The following is a 23,220-nucleotide window of genomic DNA, read 5'->3' as shown; positions in this document are numbered from 1 at the left end:
GGGGCGACCCGCATTCGCACCGGAAGCATCCGGCAATCCTGCCCCGTGACCGTTCGAAGGGTCGGACCTGCGAGCCTTGCGGGCGCGCCGGATACCGGGGCATGACCGCCTCCGACGTGCGGAAGCGGCATAAGCGGCGGGCCGGAAGCGTATCGCCCCCGGCCCGCCGGAAAACTGACTAGCGGCGCAGTCCGAGACGGCCGATCAGGGTCGTGTAGCGCTGCTCTTCCTTGGACTTCAGATAGTCGAGGAGGCGGCGGCGCTGGGAGACCATCTTCAGAAGGCCACGACGCGAGTGGTTGTCCTTCTTGTGGTCCTTGAAATGCTCGGTAAGGTTGGTGATCCGCTCGGTCAGGATCGCAACCTGGACTTCCGGCGAACCGGTGTCGCCGTCCTTGGTGGCGTATTCCTTCATGAGCTCGGCCTTGCGCTCAAGCGTAATCGACATCGGATTCCCTTTCTTGGAAAATGTGAGGGTTGGTCGCCCTGGCCGGGATGTCGTCCAGCGAGGGCCATGAACAGCGCGGGGCAGGCAAACCGCCCGGCGCTGCGGCGCATATACGCGATCTCGGCCCACAATGCTAGCCGCGACCGGCCAGCGCCCGTTTCGCGCCGCCGCCGCCGTCGATCTGACCTCATATACATTGCCGGCTAAGCAAGCATTGCGCCATCACGATCGCGTCAACCGAATATCAACAGGGTAACCGGTAACAATGCTGCACGAAACGGGCGACCCTGATCCCATGCCAGCAGCATCAGACGATCACGACCTGCGTATCGCCTGCGAGAAGAGCTTCGACTTTTCTGGCCCGGACTATGCCCGTCTCTTCGAAGCCGCGGCCACCGGCGCCTTCGCCCATCCGCTCTGGCTGGGCACATTCTACGCGATGCTGGCGCCGGCGCGGGGCGCGGCGCCCGTCATCGTCACCGGCCGCCAGCCAAACGGCCGCCTCGTCTTCGTCTTGCCGCTGATCCTGCGCCGCGTTCAGGGCATCCGGCTCCTGGAAGCCACCGATCTCGGCGTCAGCGACTACGCCGCGCCGGTGATCGACCCGGCGAGCCGCCCGGCGCTTGCCGCCGACACGCGGCTTACCGCCCGCATCCGCGCCGTCCTGCCGGGCCACGACATGCTGCGCCTGCGCCCGGTCCGGCCCGAATCCGTCGCCGACTGGCGGCTGTTCCTGGCCGCCGAACCGCAGCCCGCCGATTTCAGCGCCCATGCCGCCACCCTGACGGCGCCCTATGCCGACTGGCGCCGGACGGCCTTTTCGCGCAGCTTCCAGAAATATCTCGACCGCCGCAAGAAACGCCTGCTGAAGAACCCGGCGGTGCGGCTCGACAGACTGGAGGGCGCCGCCGCCGCCGAAGCCGTCCACCGGCTGCGCGATTTGCGCAGCGGCCGCTTCGACGGCGACCCGATCCAGACGCCGGACGTCGCCCGGTTCTACGCCGCCATCGCCGAGCGCGGCAGCGGCGCCGGCTTCTGCGCCCTCTACCGCCTGTCGGAGGGCGACACGCCCATCGCCTATGTCTTCGCCCTCACCCAAGGCGAGCGGCTGCTCTACCTGCTGATCGGCGCCGACTACGACAATTTCGGCCGCCATTCCCCCGGCCTCGTCCTCTACGACCTGATGATGGAGGACTGGCTGGCGCGCGGCGGCCGCATCTTCGACTTCACCATCGGCGACGAAGACTTCAAGGCCGATTTCGGCACCGCGCCGACACCGATGTTCATCCTCACCGGCACACCCACTGTACTGGGACGGGCCGCCCGGCTAGTCTTTGCGATACGCGAAAAACTTCGCCGTCTGCGCGGGGTCATGCTGCGCCGCACAGTATCGACGAAGACCAGCGAGACATAAATGCCTGCCAGGCCCGACTTCCTGACCAATTCCATGATCATCGGCGCGCATCCCGACGACGAGATGCTGTGGTTCAACGCCATCGTCGGCAAGGTGGACAAGGTCGTCATCGTGTTTCGAGACTTCTGGGCCGCGCCCCGGCTCGGCCCGGCGCGGGCGGCGGCCATGGCGGCGCTGCCTCTGCGCGACGTCACCTGCCTCAACATCGCCGAGCCCGGCAGCTATGGCTGCGCCGACTGGCAGAACCCGGTGCTGACCGATTACGGCATGCGGCTCGGGCCCGAGGAGACCCGCCGCGAGGTCACGCGCCTGGCCAAGCGCGCCCTCGGCAAGGTCTCGCCGCTGTCGCCGGTCACCTCGCCCGAGCGGGTCGACCAGACCTACCGGGACAATTTCACCCGCATCTGCGACGCGCTGGCGCCGATGCTGACCCCCGACATGAACGTCTTCACCCACAATCCCTGGGGCGAATACGGCCATGAGGACCATGTCCAGGTCTTCCGCGCCCTCGATCATCTGCGCCGCAGGATCGGCTTCACTTTGTGGATGTCGAACTACTGCACCGAGCGCTCGCTGCCGCTGGCCATGCGCTATCTGCGCTCGGACCCGGCGCCCTATGTGCGGCTGCCGACCGACAAGGCGCTGGCCGAGGCGATCGCCGACGTTTACCGCGAGCATGATTGCTGGACCTGGACCGACGACTGGGCCTGGTTCGACGACGAATGCTACATCGAGGCGCCCCGCGGCGAGGCCGGCGGCAACCAGAACCGCCTGATGCCGCTCAACTTCTTCAGCGGCGAAACCGCGCCCCGCAAGCCCCTGCCCCTCAAGACCTCCTCCGCCCTCATCCTCTCCGCCCTCGCCGGCGCAGCCCTGGCGGAGCTGTGGTAGGGGGGACGGCTCCGGTTGCTGCCATCGGCAAGCTGCGCGGACGAAACAAAGCCGTTCGGCTTGCGCGGAAGTGTGATCGATAACGGACTCCCTCGCCTAATATAACGGAAGAGTCTGGCCGCCATGGCCCGGATGGCGCTTGGCACGCCGACAAACAGCGGCTGCGGCTTCGTTCGCTGCAGATGAATCAGCGACTCCTAATCGCCCAAGGGAACGGCATCGGCGCCTCTGACATTATTCGCGACGTCAGGAGGCTGGACCGTATTCGGTCGCCGCGGAGGGTTGTTGGGTCGAAACCGAGCTCGGAAGTTATCTTGGTCGTTCAGCCGAATCAAAACGGGATTCTCTGAAGAAGAAGCCTTCCCGAACACGACCGCGTGCCGAGGCTGCATCGAAGATAGAATGGCAGCATAATCTGAACCGATGTAATTGCCGAGGAAATCCTTTCCTGGGTCATCGAATGTTCGCATAGCGAAAATCGTATTGCACTGGTTCAGGATGGTCTTGGTCACATTAGCTGTACGCTGCGTAATGAGAAGGCAGCCAAGGCCATATTTTCTCCCCTGAAGGATGGCCCGGGCGCTTTTCGCCGTGGCCACCTTGTCTCCCTCGGCCGCCACGCTATTCCACTCGGGAACAAGTGTATGCGCCTCTTCGTATACGAGACAAAGGCGTGCGTGGTCGGTCATACCGCGCTCCTGACAAATGAGCAGTGCAGCGTCCGAAAATATCGCCGTTATTTCCGAAGCAGTAAGCCTAAGAAACGCTGCCGTATCCGCGTTCCAACCCGACACCTGTTTTGTAACGCGAAATTGCGCTGGGTTGTATATCCTGAGATAGTGGTCATCATCTTCCTCGAGAAACGCCCTCAACTGGTCGACAACGGCGTTAACAAAATTATTTCGTGAACCACCATGCTCCTTGTTCTGATGTGCATTTCCACCTGCACCAGCAGCCATCAATTCCGCTTTCCTCGCGTCCTCGAATGCCGGATCTAGGAAATCACCTAGGAGAGTTTCGTATTGGTTAGTGAGGTCGAGGCACAGGACCTTTATACCCTGTGCAATCATCCGTTCGACCAGTTCAATAGCAAGGTAGCTTTTTCCGACCCCCAGAATTCCTAAGATCGCAGTATTGTGCGTAACGCACTCCGATGGATCCAGGCGGACGCCATACGGCGTGGCCGGGAAATGCCCAATGCAGTCGTCGCCCGGGCCGTCCTCTAGCTTCTCGAGCAAAAACACCGGCGCGTTCATTCGAGGCATCCAAGGGACCGGGCGGAATCTACGATCGCCATCATCCCACATGCCTATCTTGCGAGCCTTAGCGCGCGCGTAGCCGTACTTGTTTTTCTGCTGAACAATCTCGTCTCGGGTCACGCCATCTACTACTTGGTAGATGACCCGCTGGCTGTCCCCCACCCGTACCTCAGCAAGCGAACCTTCGGCTAGTCCGGCTTCGTTAATGACTTCGAATTGCAGATATTCCGGACTGGTCTCCGTATCGACGATACCGCACAATCGGTCGATCCATTGAAGGGCTCGAATGTCGGCCTTATCCTCCTCCGTGACGGCAATCGAGATAGCCACGCCGCTCGTTGCTTTCGCACTGCTATCAAGGTTTGACGCCAGTCGCTTCGGCAACGATGCTGTAAGGACCCGCAACAGATTGCCTTCGTCACGTCCTACATAGTTGAGTGCCACACCGAGCAACGGCGGGCCATGCTCATCTGAAATCACCATCGGAGTGCCTCTAGCAATATTCTTCGCTTCGGCTTGTCGGACAAGGACGATTCCGGGTGATTGATGCGCGACTACCGAACCGATGAGATCGTCTCGACTGATGGGCTTCGGCATGTCTAGGAAGAATAGTATGTATTTAGCTAGCGCTTCTAAAGGCTGGAATACCGTAATGACGGTGAACGTAGCTAAAATAGAAAACACTTCTACAGGTGTATCCCTGTGAAATAACCAGACCGCCGCGGTAATAACCACTCCGAAAAGAATGTTAGGACTACCCAAGCCAACCACCGCCCGCTCGGCCAATCGCCATGCAGTTGACGGCTCCTCCCCCAGAGGCGGGCGCAAAATAAGGAGAAGGATCGAGACAAACGCGATAGTCGCGCAAAATCCTATCGTTGCGCCGAGCACATATGCATCGGTAGTCCACGGGGTCACCACCGGCAACGCGGATAACAACGCCAGCAATGCCGTGACACCGTTTATAAGTGCGCCGGATGGCGGTGTGAAGTATGGATTAAGGATGCGACTGCCGAAAAGGAGGCTCGCTACTCCGCCATACAACCAAACTGCGTTCTCGTTCGGCCACAACCCCGTGTCTACAATCACGCCTTGAACAATAAGTAAGCCTGCAATGTATATGACGAGGGCAGCTGCCCTGATTTTAGCCTCCGGAATCAACACAAACCCCTAAGAATCGCCGCTACTCCATGTATGCAGCTTATTCGCTTACAATTCTATGGCAGCGCGCACGCCGTAGATAATTGACTACGAAATAACACGTGACCGCTCAGGTATGTAAGAACCGTCGATCGTCGTCTCACGTGCGGTAAGAGCCTCACAGTCCGAAAACTTATCCCCGCCCCTCGCCACCGCCTGCACACTGCCCTCACCGCGTCCCCGACGGGACGGACGATCGCCGGGATCGTTCGGGGAGGCGGGCGGCGTCCGCGACGCCTGGCCCTTCCGGAGGGTCGGGCGGCCCGGACGGATGCGTGGCCCCGCCGGACCCTGCCCACTAGGAGGCGGCGCGGAACGGTCCGCATGCGGGGCAACCCGCACCGAGCCGGCAGCCACCCACCCCGATGCCAGCACCGCGCCAATGCGGCGCCGGCAAACGGGCGGGTGAAACGCATTCGCTAGACGCCGTGCGGAGCGCCGGAGGCGAGCCGATATACAAAACAGTCGGAAGGTTCGCCTCCGGCGCTCCGCTGCCCATCGGCAGCCGGACGAGATCCGCCGGGGCAGGCCCGGCGCGGAACGGGCCACAGCCGGGGCGCATCGCGCCGCCGGGCGCGGCCGCGCGCCTAGCCGAGGAAATCCGCGATGCGGGCGCGCAGATCGGCGGCGCGGGCGATCCAGCCATCCATCTGCAGGAATGCGTGGATCATGCCCGCCTCGCGATGGGCGGTGACCGCGACGCCGGCTTCGCCGAGGCGCGCGGCAAACCCCTCGCCCTCGTCGCGCAGCGGATCGTGCTCGCAGGTGATCACCAGCGCCCGCGGCAGGTCGGCGAGGTCCGCCGCCAGAAAGGGCGAGGCGCGCGGCGTGTGGCGCTCGGCGACATCGGGCACGAAGAGGTCGTTCTCATAGGCGAGCGAGCCTCGCGTCATCACATGGCCGCTCTCGGTGCCAAGCGACGGCCATGGGCGGTCCGGCCGCAGATCGGTGTTGGGATAGACCAGCACCATCGCTTCGGGGGCCCGCTCGCCCGCCTCGCGCAGCGCCAGCGCCACGTCGGCGGCAAACAGCCCACCGATGGAATCGCCGCCGATGGCAAGGCGCGCCGGGTCGCAGCCGAGCGTTTTGGCCGCATCGCGCAGGGCGCGCGTGGCGGCGAGGCAATCGTCCTGGGGTGCGGGATGGGGATGTTCGGGCGCCAGCCGGTAATCGACCGAGGCGATCGCCCAGCCGGTCGCTGCGGTCAGCTGGCGCAGCGGCACGTCGTGGCCCTCCAGCGAGCCCGCCATGGCGCCGCCGCCGTGATACCAGACCATCAGCGGCGGCGATGCTGCGCCGTCTGGCCGGGTCAGGCGCACGCGGATCGGCCCGGCCGGGCCCGGCACGTCGATGTCGCGGGCGCCGACGCCGACGGGCGCCTCGCCGGAATAATCCGCCATGGCGCCGGTCATGGCGCGGGCCTGGGCGAGCTTCTGGGCGGCATCGCGCGGCGCCACCTGCACGGCGGCCTTGCGCGCCAGATCGGCGAGAACGGCCTTGGCTTCAGGGTCGAGCATGATCAGATCCAGCGCCGTTTGCGGAAATAGACCAGCAGGCCCAGCGCCAGCGCCAGCATGAAGGCGAGCGCGATCGGGTAGCCGAGCGGATGCTGGGTCAGCGGCATGTTCCAGTCGGAGATCTCCGGGTTGAAATTCATGCCCCAGAGACCGGCGAGAAAGCCGAGCGGAATGAAGATGGTCGAGATGATGGTCAAAAGGTTGATCACCTCGCTCGTCTTGGCCGCCGACAGGGTCATGTGCAGATCGATCAGCCCCGAGGCGGTGTCGCGATAGGTCTCGTTGGTGTCAATCAGCTGGTCGGCATGGTCCTGCACGTCGGTGAAATAGACCCGCGTCTCGGCCCGCAGCCACGGCCGGTCGAGCCGCAGGATGACGCCCAGCGCGTCGCGGGTCGGCCGCAGCCAGCGCTTCAGGCCGAGGAGCTCGCGGCGCAGGCCATGCAGATCGTGCACCTGGTCGCCGTCGACGCCGGCCAGGATGTCGTCCTCGAGCTGCTCGATCCTCGCGATCTGGGCGTCCACCACCGGGAAATAGGCGTCGATCACCGCATCGATCAGGGCATAGGCGAGATAGTCGGCATGGCCGGCCAGGAGCCGCGGCGCGCCCTTGGCGATGCGCTCGCGCACCGGCTCGAAACTGTCGCCGCCACGCTCCTGGAAGGTCAGGACGAAGCCCTCGCCGAAGAACAGCGACAGCTGCTCGCTGCCGCCCTCGCGGTCGAGCATCCGCATGACGACGAAGGCGTGATCCGCCTGCACCTCGCATTTCGGCCGCTGGGCGGTATCGAGCACGTCTTCCAGCGCCAGCGGATGCAGGCCGAAGGCAGCGCCGATGGCGCGGATCGCCTCGATGTCGGCAAGGCCCGAACAGTCGATCCAGACGAGCGGCCACGCCTCGCGCAGCGCCAGGGCGACTTCGACCGTCACGCCGGTCTGGCGCAGGCTCTCGCCGCCGCCGATGGCGACGACGCTGATGACGGTGGGGGCGGCCTGCGGGTCGGCCTCGAGGGTTCCGGGCGGCGCACCAACGGCCAAACGCCGCGCCTTCTCCTTGCGCCGTGCCCGCCGCTTCTTTCCGGGTATGCTCGCCAGTCTCATCGCGCCCCTGATGCCCTGCTGCCATCCGGAGGTTTATCCGGGCGGCTCACTCGCAGCGAGATAAGGCGCGCCGACAGGATCGACAGGCGCGAACGGGATCAGCGGTGGTTCAGCCCTTGCCGCCGAACACCCGCTTGGGACGGAAGGAGCCCTCTTCGACCGAACCCAGCGCGATCAGCCGGCCATGGCCGGTGGCATAGGCCTCGTCGCAGAAGGCCGGCGCATCGCGCCCGCGCAGCAGCACCGGATTGCCGGAGAGAACGCGGCTCGCCTGCTCGTCGCTGAGCATCACCTCGTAGAGATCCGACAGGGCCGATTCCGGGCTGACGAGATATTCGTCCAGCGGCTCGAAATCGACGACGCGCGGTTTGGCACCGGATTCGATCGCCTCGGCGTCGAGCTCTTCCATGCCCTCCTCGGCCGCCGCCTCCAGCTCGCTCAGCGGCACCAGATCATCTTCCCCGAAGGCGCCGACGGAAACCCGGCGCAGCTCGACCACATGGCCGTAACAGCCCAGATCGCGGCCGAGGTCGCGGGCGATGGCGCGCACATAGGTGCCCTTGCCGCACTCGGCCTCGAAGACCGTCGTCTCGGCATCGGGCATCTCGACGATGTCGAGGCGATGAACGGAGACCGTGCGCGGAGCGATCTCCACGGTCTCCCCCTCGCGCGCCAGGTCATAGGCCCGCTCGCCGGCGATCTTGATGGCCGAGAAGTTCGGCGGCACCTGGGTGATCTCGCCGGTATAGTCGGCCAGCAGGTCCTCGATGTCGGCCCGCGACGGGCGCGCTTCGGAAGAATTGACCACCGGCCCCTCGGTGTCGTCGGTCGTCGTCTCGGCGCCCCAACGGACGCTGAAGCGGTAGACCTTGCGGCCGTCCATGACGAAGGGAACGGTCTTGGTCGCGTCGCCCAGCGCGATCGGCAGCATGCCGGAGGCCAGCGGGTCCAGCGTGCCCGCATGGCCGGCCTTCTGGGCGAAGAACATCCATTTCATCTTCGACACGGCCTCGGTGGAGCCCATGCCCTTGGGCTTGTCGAAGATGATCCAGCCATTGATCGGCCGACCCTTGGGCTTCTTGCCACGGCGTGCCATCAGCCGTTGTCCTTGTCGTCGTCCTCGTCATCGAGGTCGCGCGCGACCTCCGGCGATTTGAGGAGCGCGTCGATGCGCGCGAAATTGTCGAAGGAGGTATCGGTGCGAAACCGCACCTCCGGCATGTATTTCATCTGTCGCAGCGCCGGCGTCAGCCGGCCGCGGATGAAGCGGGCATTGCGGTTCAGCGCGTCGACGAAGGGCTTGGTCTCGGTCTGACCGAGGATCGTCACATAGGCCGTCGCGAGTTTGAGATCCGACGACATGCGCACCTCGGTCACCGAGACGAGCGCCTTCTCCAGCATCGGATCGTTGATCTCGCCGCGCTGCATCACCTCGGTAAGGGCGTGCCTGACCTTCTCGCCGACGCTCAACTGGCGCTGCGAGGGTCCGGAGGATGAGGTTCGGGCCATATCCGAATCGTCCCGTCATATCGGTGGATGGGCAAAGGGTGCTCGCCGTTTCCGGCCAGCGTGACGCGCAAGGCTCGGCGGGCGAGGATCGCTCCCCGCCCGCCGATTGAGCCCTGTTGTTTCCGCGTCGCCCTAGAGCGTGCGGGCCACGTGCTCGACGCGGAAGCACTCGATGACGTCGCCCTGGCGAATGTCCTCGTAGCGCTCGAAGGCCATACCGCATTCCTGGCCGCTGATGACCTTCGGCACTTCGTCCTTGAAGCGCTTAAGCGTCTTGAGCGTGCCTTCGTGGATGACGACGTTGTCGCGGATAAGGCGCACGCCGGCACCGCGCTCGACTTCGCCCTCGGTGACGAGACAACCCGCGACCTTGCCGATCTTGGTGATGTTGAACACTTCCCGGATCTCGGCATTGCCGAGGAAGGTCTCGCGACGCTCCGGCGACAGCAGGCCGGACATCGCATCCTTCACGTCATCCACGAGGTCGTAGATGATGTTGTAGTAGCGGATCTCGATCCCGTCGCGGGCCGAGGCGTCGCGGGCCTGCTTGTTGGCGCGGACATTGAAGCCGATGATCGCGGCATTGGATGCCGCGGCGAGCGCCACGTCCGACTCGGTGATCGCACCGGCGCCCGAATGGACGATCCGGGCACGAACCTCGTCGGTGCCCAGTGCGTCGAGCGCGCCGACAATGGCTTCGATCGAGCCCTGCACGTCGCCCTTGATCAGCAGCGGGAACTCCTTGAGCCCCGTATCCTGAAGCTGCGACATCATCTGCTCGAGCGAACCGCGCTGGCCGGCATTCTTGGCGACCTGCTTCTCGCGGGCCACGCGCTGGCGGTAGTCGGCGATCTCGCGGGCCTTGCCCTCGTTCTCGACGACGGCCATGCGGTCGCCGGCAAGCGGCGTTCCCTGCATGCCCAGCACCTCGACGGGCGTCGACGGCGCGGCTTCCTTGATCTGCTCGCCCTTGTCGTTGATCAGGGCGCGCACGCGGCCCCATTCGTCGCCGGCGACGACAATGTCGCCGATCTTGAGCGTGCCGGTCTGGACGAGAACGGTCGCGACCGGACCGCGGCCCTTGTCGAGCTGCGCCTCGATGACGGAACCCTCGGCGGTGCGCTCCGGGTCGGCCTTCAGGTCGAGCAGTTCGGCCTGCAGCAGGATCGCCTCGAGCAGCTTGTCGAGGTTGAGCCCCTTGGTGGCCGAGACCTCGACGTCGAGGACCTCACCGCCCATGGATTCCACGAAGACCTCGTGCTGCAGGAGGCCCGTGCGGACCTTCGAGGCATCGGCGCCCGGCTTGTCGATCTTGTTGATCGCCACGATGATCGGGACACCCGCCGACTTGGCGTGATTGATGGATTCGATCGTCTGCGGCATGACGCTGTCGTCGGCCGCCACCACCAGAACGGCAATGTCGGTCGCTTCGGCGCCACGGGCACGCATCGCCGTGAAGGCGGCGTGGCCCGGCGTGTCGATGAAGGTGATCTTCTGACCATCCTGCTCGACCTGGTAGGCGCCGATATGCTGGGTGATGCCGCCGGACTCGCCGGACACCACGGACGTCTTGCGGATCGCGTCGAGCAGCGAGGTCTTGCCGTGATCGACATGGCCCATGATCGTCACGACCGGAGGGCGCGACTGCAGCTTCTCGACATTATCCTCGACGTTGAAGATGCCTTCCTCGACGTCGGATTCCGCCACGCGGCGAACCGTGTGTCCGAATTCCGACGCGATGAGCTCGGCCAGATCCGCTTCGATGATGTCGCCCGGCTTCATCATCTGTCCCTGCTGCATGAGGAACTTGATGACGTCGACGGAACGCTCCGACATGCGGTTGGCGAGTTCCTGAATGCTGATCGTCTCTGGAATGGTCACTTCGCGTGCAATTTTCTCCCGCGGCGTATTCTGCTGCGAGCGTTTGAACTTCTCCTGGCGGCGCCGGATCGACGACAGGGACCGGCCCCGTGCGCCATCATCGGCGGTCAGCGCCTTGTCGAGCGTCAACTTGCCGCGACGGCGCCCGGCATCGCGATCCGGACGGGCCGGCTTCGGCGCCTCGGCCCCCTTGACCGGACGACGGACGCCCGGACGGGCGCGCGCATCGTCTTCCTCGCCGGGCCGGCGACGGGCGTCACCGCGACCACGTGCAGCGGCAGCTTCCGCCGCCTCTGCGTCGGCTGGGCTCGGCGCCGGCGCGTTGGCGTCGGCCTTGCCCTGCGGAGCGCGGCGTTCCGCATCGGCCTCGGCCTTGCGGCGGGCCTCGGCCTCGAGCTCGAGCCGGGCGTTCTCCTCGGCCTGACGGCGCTCGGATTCCTCACGCTCGCGCTGACGGCGCTCGTCCTCGGCAATGCGGCGGGCTTCCTGCTCCTGGAACAGGCGACGGTCTTCGGCCTCGCGCTGCTTGGCGAGTTCGAGCGCACGGCGGCGGGCATCCATCTCACGCGATGACAGGTCGCTGAGAACGGCGCCGCGTGGCTGCCGACCCGTGGCCGGTGCCGCGGGACGACGCTCGTCGCGACCGCCCGGTCGTCCACCACCCTGCGCCGGACGACCACCAGCACCAGCCTGGCCGGGACGGCCCTGCGGTGCGGCACCCGTACGGCCGGCAGCCGGACGTGCAGTCGGCGCGGCAGGCGTGCTGGCGACCGGCGCGGCCGGCTTTGCGGCAGCCGGTTTCTCGGCGGCAGGCTTCTCTGCAGCGGGGGCCGCAGCGTCAACCTTCGGCGCATCCGGCTTGGCCGCGGGGGCCTCCGGTGCCGGTACTTCCGCGGCCGGTATCTCGGGCGCAGCCGGAGCGGTCGCTTCGGCCTTCGCCGCGACCGGAGCTTCCGGCTCGCTCGGTGCCGGTGCCTTGGCAGCCGGCTCCTCGCCGGGCTTGGGACCGAGCTGAATCTGCTGCGGCCGACCGCCGGCCTGGGGCGGGGTCGGCGGCGGCGTTGTCGGCGCGACGCGTGGCGACGTCGCCTCTGCCGGCGTTTCGGCCGGCTTGGCGGGTGCAGCCGGCTGCGGCGCACGCGGCTTCAGGCCGGCGGCGACCGCAGGCGATGCCTCGCGCTCCTCCGGCTTGGCGATGCGCCGCTTCTTGGTCTCGACAACGACGTTGTTGGTGCGCCCATGCGAGAAACTCTGGCGCACCGTCGACTGCTCGACGCCGCTCCGCTTCAGGGTCAGGGTCTTCTTCGTGCTGACGCTCAGCGTCTTGTCGTCGCCGGACTTGGTATCGCTCATCTACGCTTCCGCTTCCTGCGCGGGATCGAGCCCGCGCCCTTCATCTTGCCCGGAGCGTCGCTGTAAAGGCGCTCCCATGTCGTTCCCAGTATCGGTCACGTGGCCGGCGGACCCTGCGGGCGCGCCTGAAACCGATCCGGAGCCTTCGCCCCGATATGTCGCGAGTGCTCGAAGGCACGTCGCCGCAGCCGAGCCCGCGCCACCGGCAAGGATCGCTGCATGTATCACATTCCCCTGGCCAAAGGCCAAACCCAATTCGTCCGCATCGAGCAGACGCAGGGATGAAATCTCAGTTCCGCCGGTCGCCGCGACCGCGCGTCGTGCGGCGTCCAGCTTGCGTATCCCGTCCGGCGCCGCATCGCTGGCATGGATCACCATGAGCGCGCGTCCCGACCGGATGGCCGTATCCACCTTGGTCGCGCCGGTCACCAATTGTCCGGCCTTGCGAGCCAGCCCGAGGGCGCCCAGTGCAGCCTTGGCCAGAAGCCCGTCCACCTGATCGCCGAGATCGGCGGGTCCGGTGACCTGCGCCCGGAACGCCCGGGCGAAGAGCTTGCGGCGAACCGCCTCGTCGACCAGCGTCCGGTCGAGGGAGACATGGGCTCCCCGACCGGGAAGTCGACGCCGCAGATCCGGCACGACGGCCCCGTCGGGGCCACGCACGAAGCGGATGAGATCGGCAGGATCGCACGTCCGACGTGAAACGATGCACGTACGATCGTTCAATTCAACCTCCGCTTCGTCGCCCGCGTCCTCCGTCATGCCGATTCCCGGCCCGTCCTTCGACTCAGACCGCCTGGCCTTCCTCGGCCTCGTCGGTCATCTCTTCCTCTTCCGGTCCGGCAAGATCCGCTTCGGTGATCCAGCCGGCAATCAGACGCGCCTGCAGCACCATCTGGTCGGCGTCGGCACGCGACACCTCGAAGGCAGACAGTGCCCCCGGGAAACGCGTCGTCTCGCCGTTCTTGCGCTCGGTCCAGCCGATCAGATCGTCGGCGGCGCAGCCGGCGAAGTCTTCCATCGTCTTCACGCCGTCCTCGCCCAGCGCCACCAGCATCGGCGTGGTCACGCCGTTGATCTGGCGCAGATCGTCGCTGACGCCCAACTCGACGCGCTTGGCGTCGAACTCCGCCTCGCGGCGCTCCAGGAATTCGCGTGCGCGCTCCTGGATCTCGGAAGCCGTCTCGTCGTCGAAGCCTTCGATCGCGGCGACCTCGTCCTGGTCGACATAGGCGATTTCCTCGACGGTGGCGAAGCCTTCCGACGCCAACACCTGACCGACCATCTCGTCGACATTCAGGGCGTTCATGAAGGTCTCCGAACGCTCGGCGAATTCCTTCTGGCGCCGCTCGGATTCTTCCTGCTCGGTCAGGATGTCGATGTCCCAGCCGGTGAGCTGCGAGGCAAGCCGGACATTCTGTCCGCGACGACCGATCGCCAATGACAATTGGTCATCGGGGACCACGACTTCAATACGCTCGGCGTCCTCGTCGAGCACCACCTTGGCGACTTCCGCCGGCTGCAGCGCGTTGACGAGGAAGGATGCGGCTTCCGGCGACCAGGGGATGATGTCGATCTTTTCGCCCTGCAGCTCGCCGACCACAGCCTGCACGCGCGAACCGCGCATGCCGACGCAGGCGCCGACCGGATCGACGGAGGAATCGCTCGAGGTCACCGCGATCTTGGCGCGCGAACCCGGGTCACGGGCGACGGCCTTGATGGTGATGATGCCGTCGTAGATCTCCGGCACTTCCATGGTGAAGAGCTTCGCCATGAACTGCGGATGGGTGCGCGACAGGAAGATCTGCGGACCGCGCTGCTCGCGGCGCACATCGTAGACGAAGGCGCGGACGCGATCGCCATAGCGGAACAGCTCCCGCGGGATCTGCTCGTCGCGGCGGATGATGCCCTCGCCGCGGCCGAGATCGACGATGACGTTGCCGTATTCGACCCGCTTGACGGTGCCGTTGACGATCTCGCCGACGCGGTCCTTGTATTCGTCATACTGGCGGTCGCGCTCTGCGTCGCGCACCTTCTGGACGATGACCTGCTTGGCGGACTGGGCCGCGATGCGACCGAAATCCATCGGCGGCAGTTGCTCGGCGATGAAGTCGCCCGGCTCGGCGTCGGGGTTCTTGTCCCGGGCAAGGTCGAGATAGATCTGGGTGTTCGGATCCTCGACCTCGTCGACGACCTCGAGCAGCCGCTGCAGCTTCATCTCACCGGTCTTCTGGTTGATGTCGACGCGGATGTTGGTTTCCTGGCCGTAGCGCGAACGTGCCGCCTTCTGGATGGCGTCGGCCATCGCCCCGATGACGATCTCCCGATCGATCGACTTTTCCCGCGCGACAGCGTCCGCAATCTGCAGAAGCTCCAGCCGGTTCGCACTGACTGCCATTGTCTCTTCTCCTGACTTCGAACCGTCCGCCGCTCAGCCGCAGTCGGTCCCATCATCGCTTCCGGCCGTCCACCCTTGAGGTGGCTTGTGGCGCCTGGCGTCCAGTCGGCTTACCGACCGGGTCACACCGCAGCGTCCGGCTTGTCGTTCGTCATAAGGCGGCGGGCGCTGGCGCCCGCTGCGCCATTCTAGTGCTCGGAGGCTCCCGCCTCGTCGTCGTCGCCGGCATCCGGATCGACGTCGCCGCGCGCCTTGCGGGCAGCCTTGTCGGCCTTCAGGGCCGCGGCGATCAGATCGTCGGTCAGGATCAGCCGCGCTTCGCCGATGGCATCGAAGGGAATCTCGACCGCGCCCGGCTCGCCTTCGGCAGGCTGGTCGCGTTCGACGGTGATCGCCTCGTCGCCGACGGCCACGATCTTGCCGCGATAACGCTTGCGCTCGTTGATCAGCCGGTTGGTCTCGAGCTTCATCAGGAAACCGGCCCAGGTCTCGAAGTCGCCCTTGCGCACGAGGGGACGGTCGATGCCCGGCGAGGACACTTCCAGATGATACGCCTTGTCGATCGGATCGTCGACATCGAGAACCGGAGAGACCGCGCGCGACACCGCTTCGCAATCCTCGACGGTCATCGTGCCGTCCGGCCGCTCCGCCATGATCTGCAGCGTCATGCCGTTGAGGCCCGATGTGCGCACGCGCACCAACCGGTAGCCGATCTGCTCGATCGCCGGCTCGACGATCTCAGCGACGCGGCCTTCCAGGCCCTGTTCCTTCACGATGCGGTCTGTAGCGGTCGTCACGGTACTCCGAGAGAAGTGTTGCGGGCCGGCGTCCGACCCGGCCCAATTGATCGATCCGCGACATGGATCGGCGCCTTGACGCGTGATCACTGGAGATACCGTACCCCCGGTAACAAAAAAGAGCGGGACCGGCAGGACCCACTCTCTCGACCACATCGCAGAGAATTTGGGAGGGGTATACGCCGTTTTGCCCGATCCTTCAAGCATCTTCACGTCGGCCCCGGCCACGCCGCGGCAAAACCGCCTCAGCGGCGACGGAAAGTCAGGTAGGCCGGCGGGCGTCCCTCGCGGATCGCCTTCGCCTCGTAGCGGGTGCCGGGCCACGCCTCATAGGGTGTGTGCCAGTCGGCCGCGCGCTCGGCCGTCCATTCGAATTCGGCATGATCGCGGCAGTGGCGCAGCGTCCAGTCGACATAGGTGTCGATGTCGGACGCGAAGCGAAAGCTCGATCCGGGCGCCAGCACCCGCGCGATCCGGTCCAGATTGCGCGCATTGACGAACCGCCGCTTGAAATGGCGGCGCTTGGGCCAGGGGTCGGGATAGAACAGATCGACGCCGGCAAGGCTTGCCGCAGGCAGCCAGTCGAGGAGACGGGTGGCGTCGTCATCGTAGAGCCTGAGGTTGGGCCGCGGCGCATCCTGGATAGCGCTGAGCAGCTTCGCCATGCCGTTGACGAAGGGCTCGACACCGATGAAGCCGACGTTCGGAAAGCGTCCGCTTTCGTGCAGGAGATGCTCGCCGCCGCCAAAGCCGATCTCCAGCCGCACCGCCTCGACGGGCACCGGAAACAGATCGGCCAGAGATTCGGGGGCAGGCTGGGTGAGGTCCGGCCGCAACTGCGGCAGAACCTCTTCGATCAATGCGGTCTGGCCGGGCCGGAGCTTCGGCCCCTTGAGCCGGCCGAAGAACGCCTCGCGCGAGCGCTCGGGATGTCCTTCGGCCGTCATCGATCAGCTGGCCAGCGCGGCCTTCAGCTTCGGCGCGAGATCGGTCTTCTCCCAGGAGAAGGAACCGTCACGGCCGGGCTTGCGGCCGAAATGCCCGTAGGCTGCGGTCTTGGCATAGATCGGCTTGTTGAGGTCGAGATGACGACGGATGCCCGTCGGCGACAGATCCATCACCGCGCGGATCGCCTTCTCGATGGCCACTTCGTCGACATTCTTGCCGGTCTCGTGGAGGTCGACATAGACCGCCAGCGGCTGGGCGATGCCGATCGCGTAGGCGAGCTGGATCGTGCAGCGGTCGGCGAGCTTGGCCGCCACGACATTCTTGGCGAGGTAGCGCGCGGCATAGGCGGCAGAACGGTCGACCTTGGTCGTGTCCTTGCCGGAGAACGCGCCACCGCCGTGGGGCGCCGCACCGCCATAGGTGTCGACGATGATCTTGCGGCCGGTGAGGCCGGCGTCGCCGTCCGGGCCGCCAATGACGAACTTGCCGGTCGGGTTGATGTACCAAGCGCAATCGTCGGCGATCGCGATATCGCTCAGGGCTTCGCGGATATAGGGCTCGACGACCGTCCGCACCTTGGCGGAATCCCAGCTGTCATCTGTGTGCTGGGTGGACAGGACGATCGAGCTAACTTCGAATGGCATGCCGTCCTTGTAACGCACGGTCACCTGGCTCTTGGCGTCCGGGCCGAGATGCGCCGCATCGCCCTCGCCCTTCTTGCGGGCGGCCGCCAGGATCTCGAGGATCTTGTGCGCATAGAAGATCGGCGCCGGCATCAGGTCCGGCGTCTCGCGGCAGGCGTAGCCGAACATGATGCCCTGATCGCCCGCGCCTTCGGCCTGGTTGGCGCCGTCCTCGGCGTCAGACGCCTTGTCCACGCCCTGGGCGATGTCGGCCGACTGCGAATGCAGCAGGATGTCGACCTTGGCGTTCTTCCAGTGGAAGCCGTCCTGCTCGTAGCCGATATCGCGGATCGCGCGACGCGCGGCAGACCGGAAACGACCGGCATTGATGACTTCGTTGCCGTTCTTGTCGGTCTTCATCAGGCTGGCCGGCAGGCGAACCTCGCCGGCGATGACGACGCGATTCGTGGTCGCCAGGGTCTCGCAGGCGATGCGAACCGACCAAGGGTCAACGCCAGTCTTCTTGGCCTCTCGATAGATCAGATCGACGATCTCATCGGAGATCCGGTCGCAGACCTTGTCGGGATGGCCCTCCGACACGCTTTCGCTGGTGAAGACATAGTCAGAACGCGCCATCGATTCCTCTTTCCGTTTCTGGAGAATCCCGCTCGGGGCAGTCAGACGCGAGAGCTTGTCGTGCCGTTGAGCACCACAACAGGAACTTACGCCCGGCTTGAATCTTGCGGAATGCGGTTTGGGGCAATGGCAGCGCGGCGTCAAGTGCGCCCGGGGCTCACGTCTGACGCGAGTCGCTCAGAACCTAGCTGTCGGTCTCGCCCGAGTCGGCCAGGGTGCGGACCAGATCGATGACGCGGCGGCGGACCTTCGGATCGGAGATGCGCACGAAGGCCCGGTTCAGTTGCAGGCCTTCGGAAGAAGAAAGGAAGTCGACGACATAGTCCGGGCTCGATGGTTCCTGCAGACTTTCGCTGCCGGTCATGCCCGTGGGCGCGTCCTCGAAGAAGAAGGACACCGGGACGGTCATCACTTCTGAAATCCGCTGCAACCGGCTGGCACCGATCCGGTTGGTGCCCTTCTCGTATTTCTGGATCTGCTGAAAGGTGATCCCGAGGCTTTCGCCCAATTTTTCCTGGCTCATGCCGAGCATGGTCCGACGAAGACGAACCCGCGACCCGACGTGGATATCCACCGGATTGGGCTTCTTCTTGTTGTCGACCATGGCGGGTGCCTCTTCTCTCAGCATCATCGACATCGCAACTTCCATCCGATGCGGCGGGCCGTCATCCCCATCGGCGGTGCGCCTCCGGGCCCCAGAAAATTGTCGCAATCAATTTCGGCCTTCGGGTTAGGCAGCGCGTGTCGCGCATGTCAATCAATCAGAGCGCGCATCTTTAACCGCATTGCTATCGGGATCATCCATATTATGAAAAATGCAATCCAGAATGGGGTGTTGCCCCAGCGGGCGTAGATCGTGGCGGGGGCGGCCTTGGGCAGCGGTGTCTCGATGCTTCCCGTCGCCCCGAGCGCCAGCCCGTCGAGCCGCCGTCCATAGGCGTCCGTGACGACCGAGATGCCGGTGTTGGCGCTGCGCACGAGCGGCAGTCCGAAGGCGACCGACGTCAGTTCGGCCAGCCGCAGATGCTGGTAGGGGCCGGGCGTGTCGCCATACCATGCGTCATTGGTATCGTTCACGAAAAAGCCCGGACGGTCGTCGGGCGCGCCGGCCTCGATCTCGGAAGGAAAGATGATTTCGTAGCAGATCAGCGGCAGGAAGGACGGTGCGCCTTTGAGCGGAACCGGACTGCGCACGGTGCCTGCCGAGAAGCCGCCGGGCATCTCGGCGAGTTGCGACAGACCGAACCCTTCGAGAAATTCCTGGAACGGCAGATATTCGCCGAAGGGGACCAGATGCGTCTTGTCCCGCGCATCCACGATCTGGCCTTCGTCGTCGATGACGTAGACCGAGTTATACACACGCGAAGAGGTGATATCGGTGCCTTCGAGCCGTGCCGCGCCAGCGATCAGCGTCTCGCCGGGCTGCAGCGCCTCGGCGATTCGCGCGATGGCGTCGGGTCGCTCGGTCAACAGGAACGGAAAGGCGGATTCGGGCCAGACGACAAGGGTGCGCGTCGCAGGGTCGGCGGGAGCATCCGGGGCAGCACCTCCGGCTGCCGAGGGATCGACGCTCGCCGCGACGGAGTCGGCTCCGGTCAGCGACAGGTGGCGCTCGAAGATCCGCTCCGCTTCGTTCTCGTCCCATTTCAGCGATTGCAGGATATTGGGCTGCACCACCCGGACCCGGACATTCTCGACCAGTTCGGTCGGATGGGCCTGCAGCCGCCAGGCCCCGTATCCCACATGCAGGACGAGCAGGGTCGCCGCGGTCGCCAGCATTGCCGCCCGCCCCCGCCGGTCGACAAGGACAGCCGGGCTGGCAAAGACGATGACGGCCAGAAGCGTCAGCCCGTGCACGCCGACGAGGCTGCTCGTCTGCATCAACAGCGGCAGCGGCGCGGCCATGACGCCGATCTCGTTCCAGGGAAAGCCCGTGAACAGGATTTCGCGCAGATATTCGAACAGCGCCAGCGAGCCGGCCAGCGCCAGGATTCGATACGCGCTGTCGGTCCACACGCAACGCGCCAGCGCGGCCGCCAGCCCGAAATAGATGGCGAGGATCGCCGGCAGGCCGAGCACCGCGAGCGGGATGAAGATCGCAAAGCTCGCCGCGTCGACCATCATGGCGGCGCCCAGCCACCACAGGCCGGCGACGAAATAGCCGAAGCCGAACAGCCAGCCCGTGACGAAGGCCGGCGCCATGCGGCGCAGGGCCGAGCGGCCCGGCTCGGCGGCCGCGCCGTCAAGGAGCCAGACGAGCAGCGGGAAACCGATGAAGCCGACGGCGGGGAAATTGTAGGGCGGCAGGGCGAAGGTACAGATCGCCCCCGCCGACAGCGTCAGCACCATGCGGCGCCAGCCTTCGGCGAGCGACACCCAACCAGCAATCCGGTCGAGAATATTGTCGTCGCGGATGCGGTCGTCGCCGCGGGAAATAACGCTCACAGGGCCCCCTGCAGGATTCGGTCGGGCCGGCATCCTACGCCGGGCGCCGATGATATGCAGAACATTCCCGCGACTGCGGCTGCCGAAGACGGCCAGCGGTCACCGACGCCCCCTCAGGCGTCGGCCAGTCCTTCCACGAAGCGGCGGCGCTTCTCGCCCTGGCGGAAGCGGACAATCCGGACACGGCGAACCCGGCGCGGGTCGGCATCCAGTACCTGGAACTCGAAGCCGGGAACAGCCTGCACCACCTCGCCGCGCGCGGGTACACGGCCCAGCTCGGAGAACAGGAGACCGCCGATCGTGTCGGCCTCGTCCTCGTATTCGCTGATGTCGAAATCCTCGCCGACCAGCTTGCGGACCTCGTCGAGGTCGGCGCGGGCGTCGGCGTAATAGATGCCGTCGCCGCTTTCGGTGATCATCGGGGCGTCGTCGTCGTGCTCGTCCTCGATGTTGCCGACGACCATCTCGATGATGTCCTCCAGCGACACCAGTCCGTCGGTGCCGCCGTATTCGTCGATCACCAGCGCCATCTGGGTGCGGGTGGCCTGCATGCGCGCCATCAGATCGGTCGCGAGCATCGAGGGCGGCACAAAGAGAACCTTTCGGATGATACCGAGGTCGGAAACCTTCCGCGCCAGGTTGATCTGGCGCAGGTCGAGGCCGGCCCGGGTCCGCGCGGCCGGCTCCTTGGCGCCCTGCCCGTTGGCCGGTCGCGCGACGCGGGTGATGTGGCCGACGACGTCGCGGATGTGGATCATGCCGCGCGGGTCGTCGAGGCTTTCGCCATAGACCGGCATGCGCGAATGGCCGCTCGATTCGAACTGCTTCATCAGTTCGCCGAGGGTGGTGGTGATGTCGACGGCCTGGATGTCGGCGCGTGGCACCATCACATCCTCGACGCGCAGTTCGCGCAGCCGCAGGATGTTGTTGAGCATCGCGCGTTCCTCGGGCGAGAAGGCCCCCTCGCCGGGATCGTGATGCAGGAGGGCCTGGGTCAGGTCCTCGCGCATCAGGCGGGGCATGCGCGGACGCACCCGCTGGATCAGGCCGCCAAAGAAGCCGTCACTGCGGTTTGCGCCGCGCCGACTTCGGTCGTCGCCGGCTGCGTGGTCGTCGCCATTCTCGGCGCCGGCCGGTCCGCGGTTGCCGTCAGCCGCCGCGTCTGTGTCGAAGGTCATCGTCTCGCTCTTGGTTCGCCGGAACATCCTGTTCGGCTTCGTTCAAGGGACCGGGTTCGTCGCCATAGGGATCGGCGATACCAAACTCGGCAAGAATGGCGATCTCCGCCGCCTCCATGTCGTCGGCCTCGGTGTCGACCATGTGATCGAGGCCCATCAGATGCAGGAAGCCGTGCACGAGAAGATGGCGGAAATGGTCCGCAAAGGCCTTGGCCTCCTCATCCGCCTCGCGCGCGACCGTTTCGAAGGCGACCAGGAGATCGCCCAGAAGCGGGCCCGGCCGTTCGCCCGACGCCAGATCGGCCATGGGGAAGGACAGAATGTTGGTCGGCTTGTCCTTGTTCCGCCATTCGGCGTTGACGGCGCGTACCGTCTCGTCGTCGGCCAGCGTCAGGGATATCTCGCTGACGAGATCGCCGGGCAGGCCCAGCCGCGCCGCCGCGACCGAAAAGGTCTCCACCGCCATCGCCGGAATGTCGCCAAGGCCGGCATCGTCCCAGCGCGGATCCTCGACGGTCAGGGCGACGGTCAGGCCATCATAGGTCGGCATGCCGAAGGCGGCACGCGGTTGCGATCCAGACATTACCGGGCCGCGGGGATGCCCGGCGCACGGGCGCGCGTCGCATCCTCCTCATAGGCCTCGACGATCGCCTGGACCAGCGGATGGCGGACGACGTCCTTGGCGGCAAAGCGAACCGTCACGGCCTGCGGCACCGTCTCCAGAATGCGCATCGCCTCGACGAGACCGGATTTCTGACCGGGCGGCAGATCGACTTGGGACGGGTCCCCGGTCACCACCATCCGGGCATTCTCGCCCAGGCGGGTCAGGAACATCTTCATCTGCATGGTGGTGGTGTTCTGCGCCTCGTCGAGGATCACCGCCGCATTCGCCAGCGTCCGGCCACGCATGAAGGCCAGCGGCGCGATCTCGATGGCGCCCGCGGCCAGCGCCCGTTCGACCTTCTCGGCCGGGATCATGTCGTAGAGCGCGTCGTAGAGCGGCCGCAGATAGGGATCGACCTTTTCCTTCATGTCGCCGGGCAGGAAGCCGAGCCGCTCGCCGGCCTCGACGGCCGGACGCGACAGGATGATCCGCTCGACCTGCCCGCGCTCCAGCAGCATCGCGGCATGGGCAACGGCGAGATAGGTCTTGCCGGTGCCGGCCGGCCCGACGCCGAAGACGAGCTCGGAGCGCTCCAGCGCCCGCATATAGGCGTCCTGCGTCGGCGTGCGGGCATGGATGGTCCGGCGCCGCGTCGAAATCTGCGCGAGCGACATGCGGCCCTTCTTCTCCAGCGTCGGCAGATAGAGCTGGTCGTCCGCCGCGATCGCCATGCGGATGGCGCCCTCGACATCCTTGATGCCGATCTCGGTGCCGGCCTGCAGCCGCTCATACAGATAGTCCAGCGCCCGCCGAGCCTGCTCGCAGCTCGCCGAATCGCCGCGGATCTCGACCTTGTTGCCGCGCGCCCGCGCATCGACCTTCAGCTTCTGCTCGAGCAGTGCGAGGTGCTCGTCGAACTGGCCGAAGAGCGAGCCGGCCAGGCGGTTATCCTCGAAGGTCAGGACGATGTGAGCCATGTCGGATGCACCCGACGCAGGGGCTGCGGTACTACGCTCCGT

Annotated in this window: 18 protein-coding genes and 1 pseudogene; 2 read left to right on the top strand and 17 right to left on the bottom strand. The window is 65.8% G+C overall.

Annotated features, from left to right (window positions below; all coding sequences use genetic code 11):
- Positions 1–178: 178 nt before the first annotated feature.
- Positions 179–532 (bottom strand): 30S ribosomal protein S15, encoded by a 354-nt coding sequence (gene rpsO, locus J3367_RS07725; protein ID WP_276324913.1) that lies wholly within the window; start codon positions 530–532, stop codon positions 179–181.
- Positions 533–743: 211 nt separating this feature from the next.
- On the opposite strand from rpsO, the gene J3367_RS07720 reads away from it, so the two are divergent.
- Entirely contained in the window at positions 744–1,862 is a 1,119-nt protein-coding gene (locus J3367_RS07720) for a GNAT family N-acetyltransferase (protein ID WP_421460618.1), read from the top strand.
- On the top strand, positions 1,863–2,753 hold the full coding sequence (locus tag J3367_RS07715; protein WP_024349520.1) for a hypothetical protein: 891 nt from the start codon (positions 1,863–1,865) through the stop codon (positions 2,751–2,753).
- A 197-nt stretch (positions 2,754–2,950) separates the two neighbouring features.
- On the opposite strand, the gene J3367_RS07710 is transcribed toward J3367_RS07715, so the two are convergent.
- From J3367_RS07710 to J3367_RS07635, 16 genes and pseudogenes are all read right to left on the bottom strand, one after another.
- Positions 2,951–5,173, bottom strand: a complete 2,223-nt coding sequence (locus tag J3367_RS07710; RefSeq protein ID WP_421460614.1) for an ATP-binding protein — start codon at positions 5,171–5,173, stop codon at positions 2,951–2,953.
- Positions 5,174–5,799: 626 nt separating this feature from the next.
- On the bottom strand, positions 5,800–6,729 hold the full coding sequence (locus J3367_RS07705) for an alpha/beta hydrolase (RefSeq protein WP_024349518.1): 930 nt from the start codon (positions 6,727–6,729) through the stop codon (positions 5,800–5,802).
- A 2-nt stretch (positions 6,730–6,731) separates the two neighbouring features.
- Entirely contained in the window at positions 6,732–7,766 is a 1,035-nt protein-coding gene (gene corA / locus J3367_RS07700) for a magnesium/cobalt transporter CorA (protein WP_421460610.1), read from the bottom strand.
- 172 nt (positions 7,767–7,938) lie between these two features.
- Positions 7,939–8,925 carry a tRNA pseudouridine(55) synthase TruB gene (truB, locus tag J3367_RS07695; RefSeq protein ID WP_024349516.1) on the bottom strand — a complete coding sequence of 329 codons (987 nt, stop codon included), beginning with the start codon at positions 8,923–8,925 and terminating at the stop codon, positions 7,939–7,941.
- Positions 8,925–9,338: a 30S ribosome-binding factor RbfA gene (rbfA, locus tag J3367_RS07690; RefSeq protein ID WP_024349515.1), complete on the bottom strand. Its 414-nt coding sequence runs from the start codon at positions 9,336–9,338 to the stop codon at positions 8,925–8,927. Before rbfA ends, truB begins: the two co-directional genes overlap by 1 nt.
- A 132-nt stretch (positions 9,339–9,470) precedes the next feature.
- On the bottom strand, positions 9,471–12,572 hold the full coding sequence (gene infB / locus J3367_RS07685) for a translation initiation factor IF-2 (RefSeq protein WP_024349514.1): 3,102 nt from the start codon (positions 12,570–12,572) through the stop codon (positions 9,471–9,473).
- Positions 12,573–12,701: 129 nt separating this feature from the next.
- Positions 12,702–13,334: pseudogene (locus J3367_RS07680) on the bottom strand (RNA-binding protein); the annotation flags it as partial.
- Positions 13,335–13,359: 25 nt separating this feature from the next.
- Entirely contained in the window at positions 13,360–14,970 is a 1,611-nt protein-coding gene (gene nusA, locus J3367_RS07675; protein ID WP_421460605.1) for a transcription termination factor NusA, read from the bottom strand.
- 188 nt (positions 14,971–15,158) lie between these two features.
- Positions 15,159–15,767: a ribosome maturation factor RimP gene (gene rimP, locus J3367_RS07670; protein ID WP_024349511.1), complete on the bottom strand. Its 609-nt coding sequence runs from the start codon at positions 15,765–15,767 to the stop codon at positions 15,159–15,161.
- A gap of 245 nt (positions 15,768–16,012) precedes the next feature.
- Positions 16,013–16,714, bottom strand: coding sequence for a tRNA (guanine(46)-N(7))-methyltransferase TrmB (trmB, locus tag J3367_RS07665; protein ID WP_024349510.1), 702 nt, complete (start codon positions 16,712–16,714; stop codon positions 16,013–16,015).
- 3 nt (positions 16,715–16,717) lie between these two features.
- The gene (gene metK, locus J3367_RS07660) at positions 16,718–17,974 is read right to left on the bottom strand and encodes a methionine adenosyltransferase (RefSeq protein ID WP_024349509.1); all 1,257 of its coding nucleotides are present in this window, start codon (positions 17,972–17,974) and stop codon (positions 16,718–16,720) included.
- Positions 17,975–18,158: 184 nt separating this feature from the next.
- A complete protein-coding gene (locus tag J3367_RS07655) occupies positions 18,159–18,578 on the bottom strand; it encodes a helix-turn-helix domain-containing protein (RefSeq protein WP_009211039.1) in 420 nt (139 codons plus the stop codon).
- 149 nt (positions 18,579–18,727) lie between these two features.
- The gene (gene lnt, locus J3367_RS07650; protein WP_421460823.1) at positions 18,728–20,323 is read right to left on the bottom strand and encodes an apolipoprotein N-acyltransferase; all 1,596 of its coding nucleotides are present in this window, start codon (positions 20,321–20,323) and stop codon (positions 18,728–18,730) included.
- 209 nt (positions 20,324–20,532) lie between these two features.
- A complete protein-coding gene (locus tag J3367_RS07645) occupies positions 20,533–21,597 on the bottom strand; it encodes a hemolysin family protein (protein ID WP_024349507.1) in 1,065 nt (354 codons plus the stop codon).
- A complete protein-coding gene (gene ybeY / locus J3367_RS07640; protein WP_024349506.1) occupies positions 21,569–22,180 on the bottom strand; it encodes an rRNA maturation RNase YbeY in 612 nt (203 codons plus the stop codon). The genes J3367_RS07645 and ybeY overlap by 29 nt, the downstream gene beginning before the upstream one ends.
- Positions 22,180–23,178 (bottom strand): PhoH family protein, encoded by a 999-nt coding sequence (locus tag J3367_RS07635; protein WP_024349505.1) that lies wholly within the window; start codon positions 23,176–23,178, stop codon positions 22,180–22,182. The genes ybeY and J3367_RS07635 overlap by 1 nt, the downstream gene beginning before the upstream one ends.
- Between the last annotated feature and the right edge of the window lie 42 nt (positions 23,179–23,220).

The sequence above is a fragment of the Aurantimonas sp. NFXS3 genome (assembly GCF_049132005.1).
In the GTDB taxonomy this organism is placed as follows: domain Bacteria; phylum Pseudomonadota; class Alphaproteobacteria; order Rhizobiales; family Rhizobiaceae; genus Aurantimonas; species Aurantimonas coralicida.
This window is presented reverse-complemented; position numbering and strand designations above follow the sequence as displayed.

Excerpts from the sequence above, each read along its gene's own strand:
- nusA (WP_421460605.1), bottom strand. The coding sequence starts at position 14,970 with ATGGCAGTCAGTGCGAACCGGCTGGAGCTTCTGCAGATTGCGGACGCT.
- truB (WP_024349516.1), bottom strand. The coding sequence starts at position 8,925 with ATGGCACGCCGTGGCAAGAAGCCCAAGGGTCGGCCGATCAATGGCTGG.
- J3367_RS07720 (WP_421460618.1), top strand. The coding sequence starts at position 744 with ATGCCAGCAGCATCAGACGATCACGACCTGCGTATCGCCTGCGAGAAG.
- J3367_RS07705 (WP_024349518.1), bottom strand. The coding sequence starts at position 6,729 with ATGCTCGACCCTGAAGCCAAGGCCGTTCTCGCCGATCTGGCGCGCAAG.
- metK (WP_024349509.1), bottom strand. The coding sequence starts at position 17,974 with ATGGCGCGTTCTGACTATGTCTTCACCAGCGAAAGCGTGTCGGAGGGC.
- lnt (WP_421460823.1), bottom strand. The coding sequence starts at position 20,323 with ATGGTGCTGACGCTGTCGGCGGGGGCGATCTGTACCTTCGCCCTGCCG.
- J3367_RS07635 (WP_024349505.1), bottom strand. The coding sequence starts at position 23,178 with ATGGCTCACATCGTCCTGACCTTCGAGGATAACCGCCTGGCCGGCTCG.
- J3367_RS07715 (WP_024349520.1), top strand. The coding sequence starts at position 1,863 with ATGCCTGCCAGGCCCGACTTCCTGACCAATTCCATGATCATCGGCGCG.
- J3367_RS07645 (WP_024349507.1), bottom strand. The coding sequence starts at position 21,597 with ATGACCTTCGACACAGACGCGGCGGCTGACGGCAACCGCGGACCGGCC.
- J3367_RS07655 (WP_009211039.1), bottom strand. The coding sequence starts at position 18,578 with ATGGTCGACAACAAGAAGAAGCCCAATCCGGTGGATATCCACGTCGGG.
- ybeY (WP_024349506.1), bottom strand. The coding sequence starts at position 22,180 with ATGTCTGGATCGCAACCGCGTGCCGCCTTCGGCATGCCGACCTATGAT.
- infB (WP_024349514.1), bottom strand. The coding sequence starts at position 12,572 with ATGAGCGATACCAAGTCCGGCGACGACAAGACGCTGAGCGTCAGCACG.
- trmB (WP_024349510.1), bottom strand. The coding sequence starts at position 16,714 with ATGACGGCCGAAGGACATCCCGAGCGCTCGCGCGAGGCGTTCTTCGGC.
- rbfA (WP_024349515.1), bottom strand. The coding sequence starts at position 9,338 with ATGGCCCGAACCTCATCCTCCGGACCCTCGCAGCGCCAGTTGAGCGTC.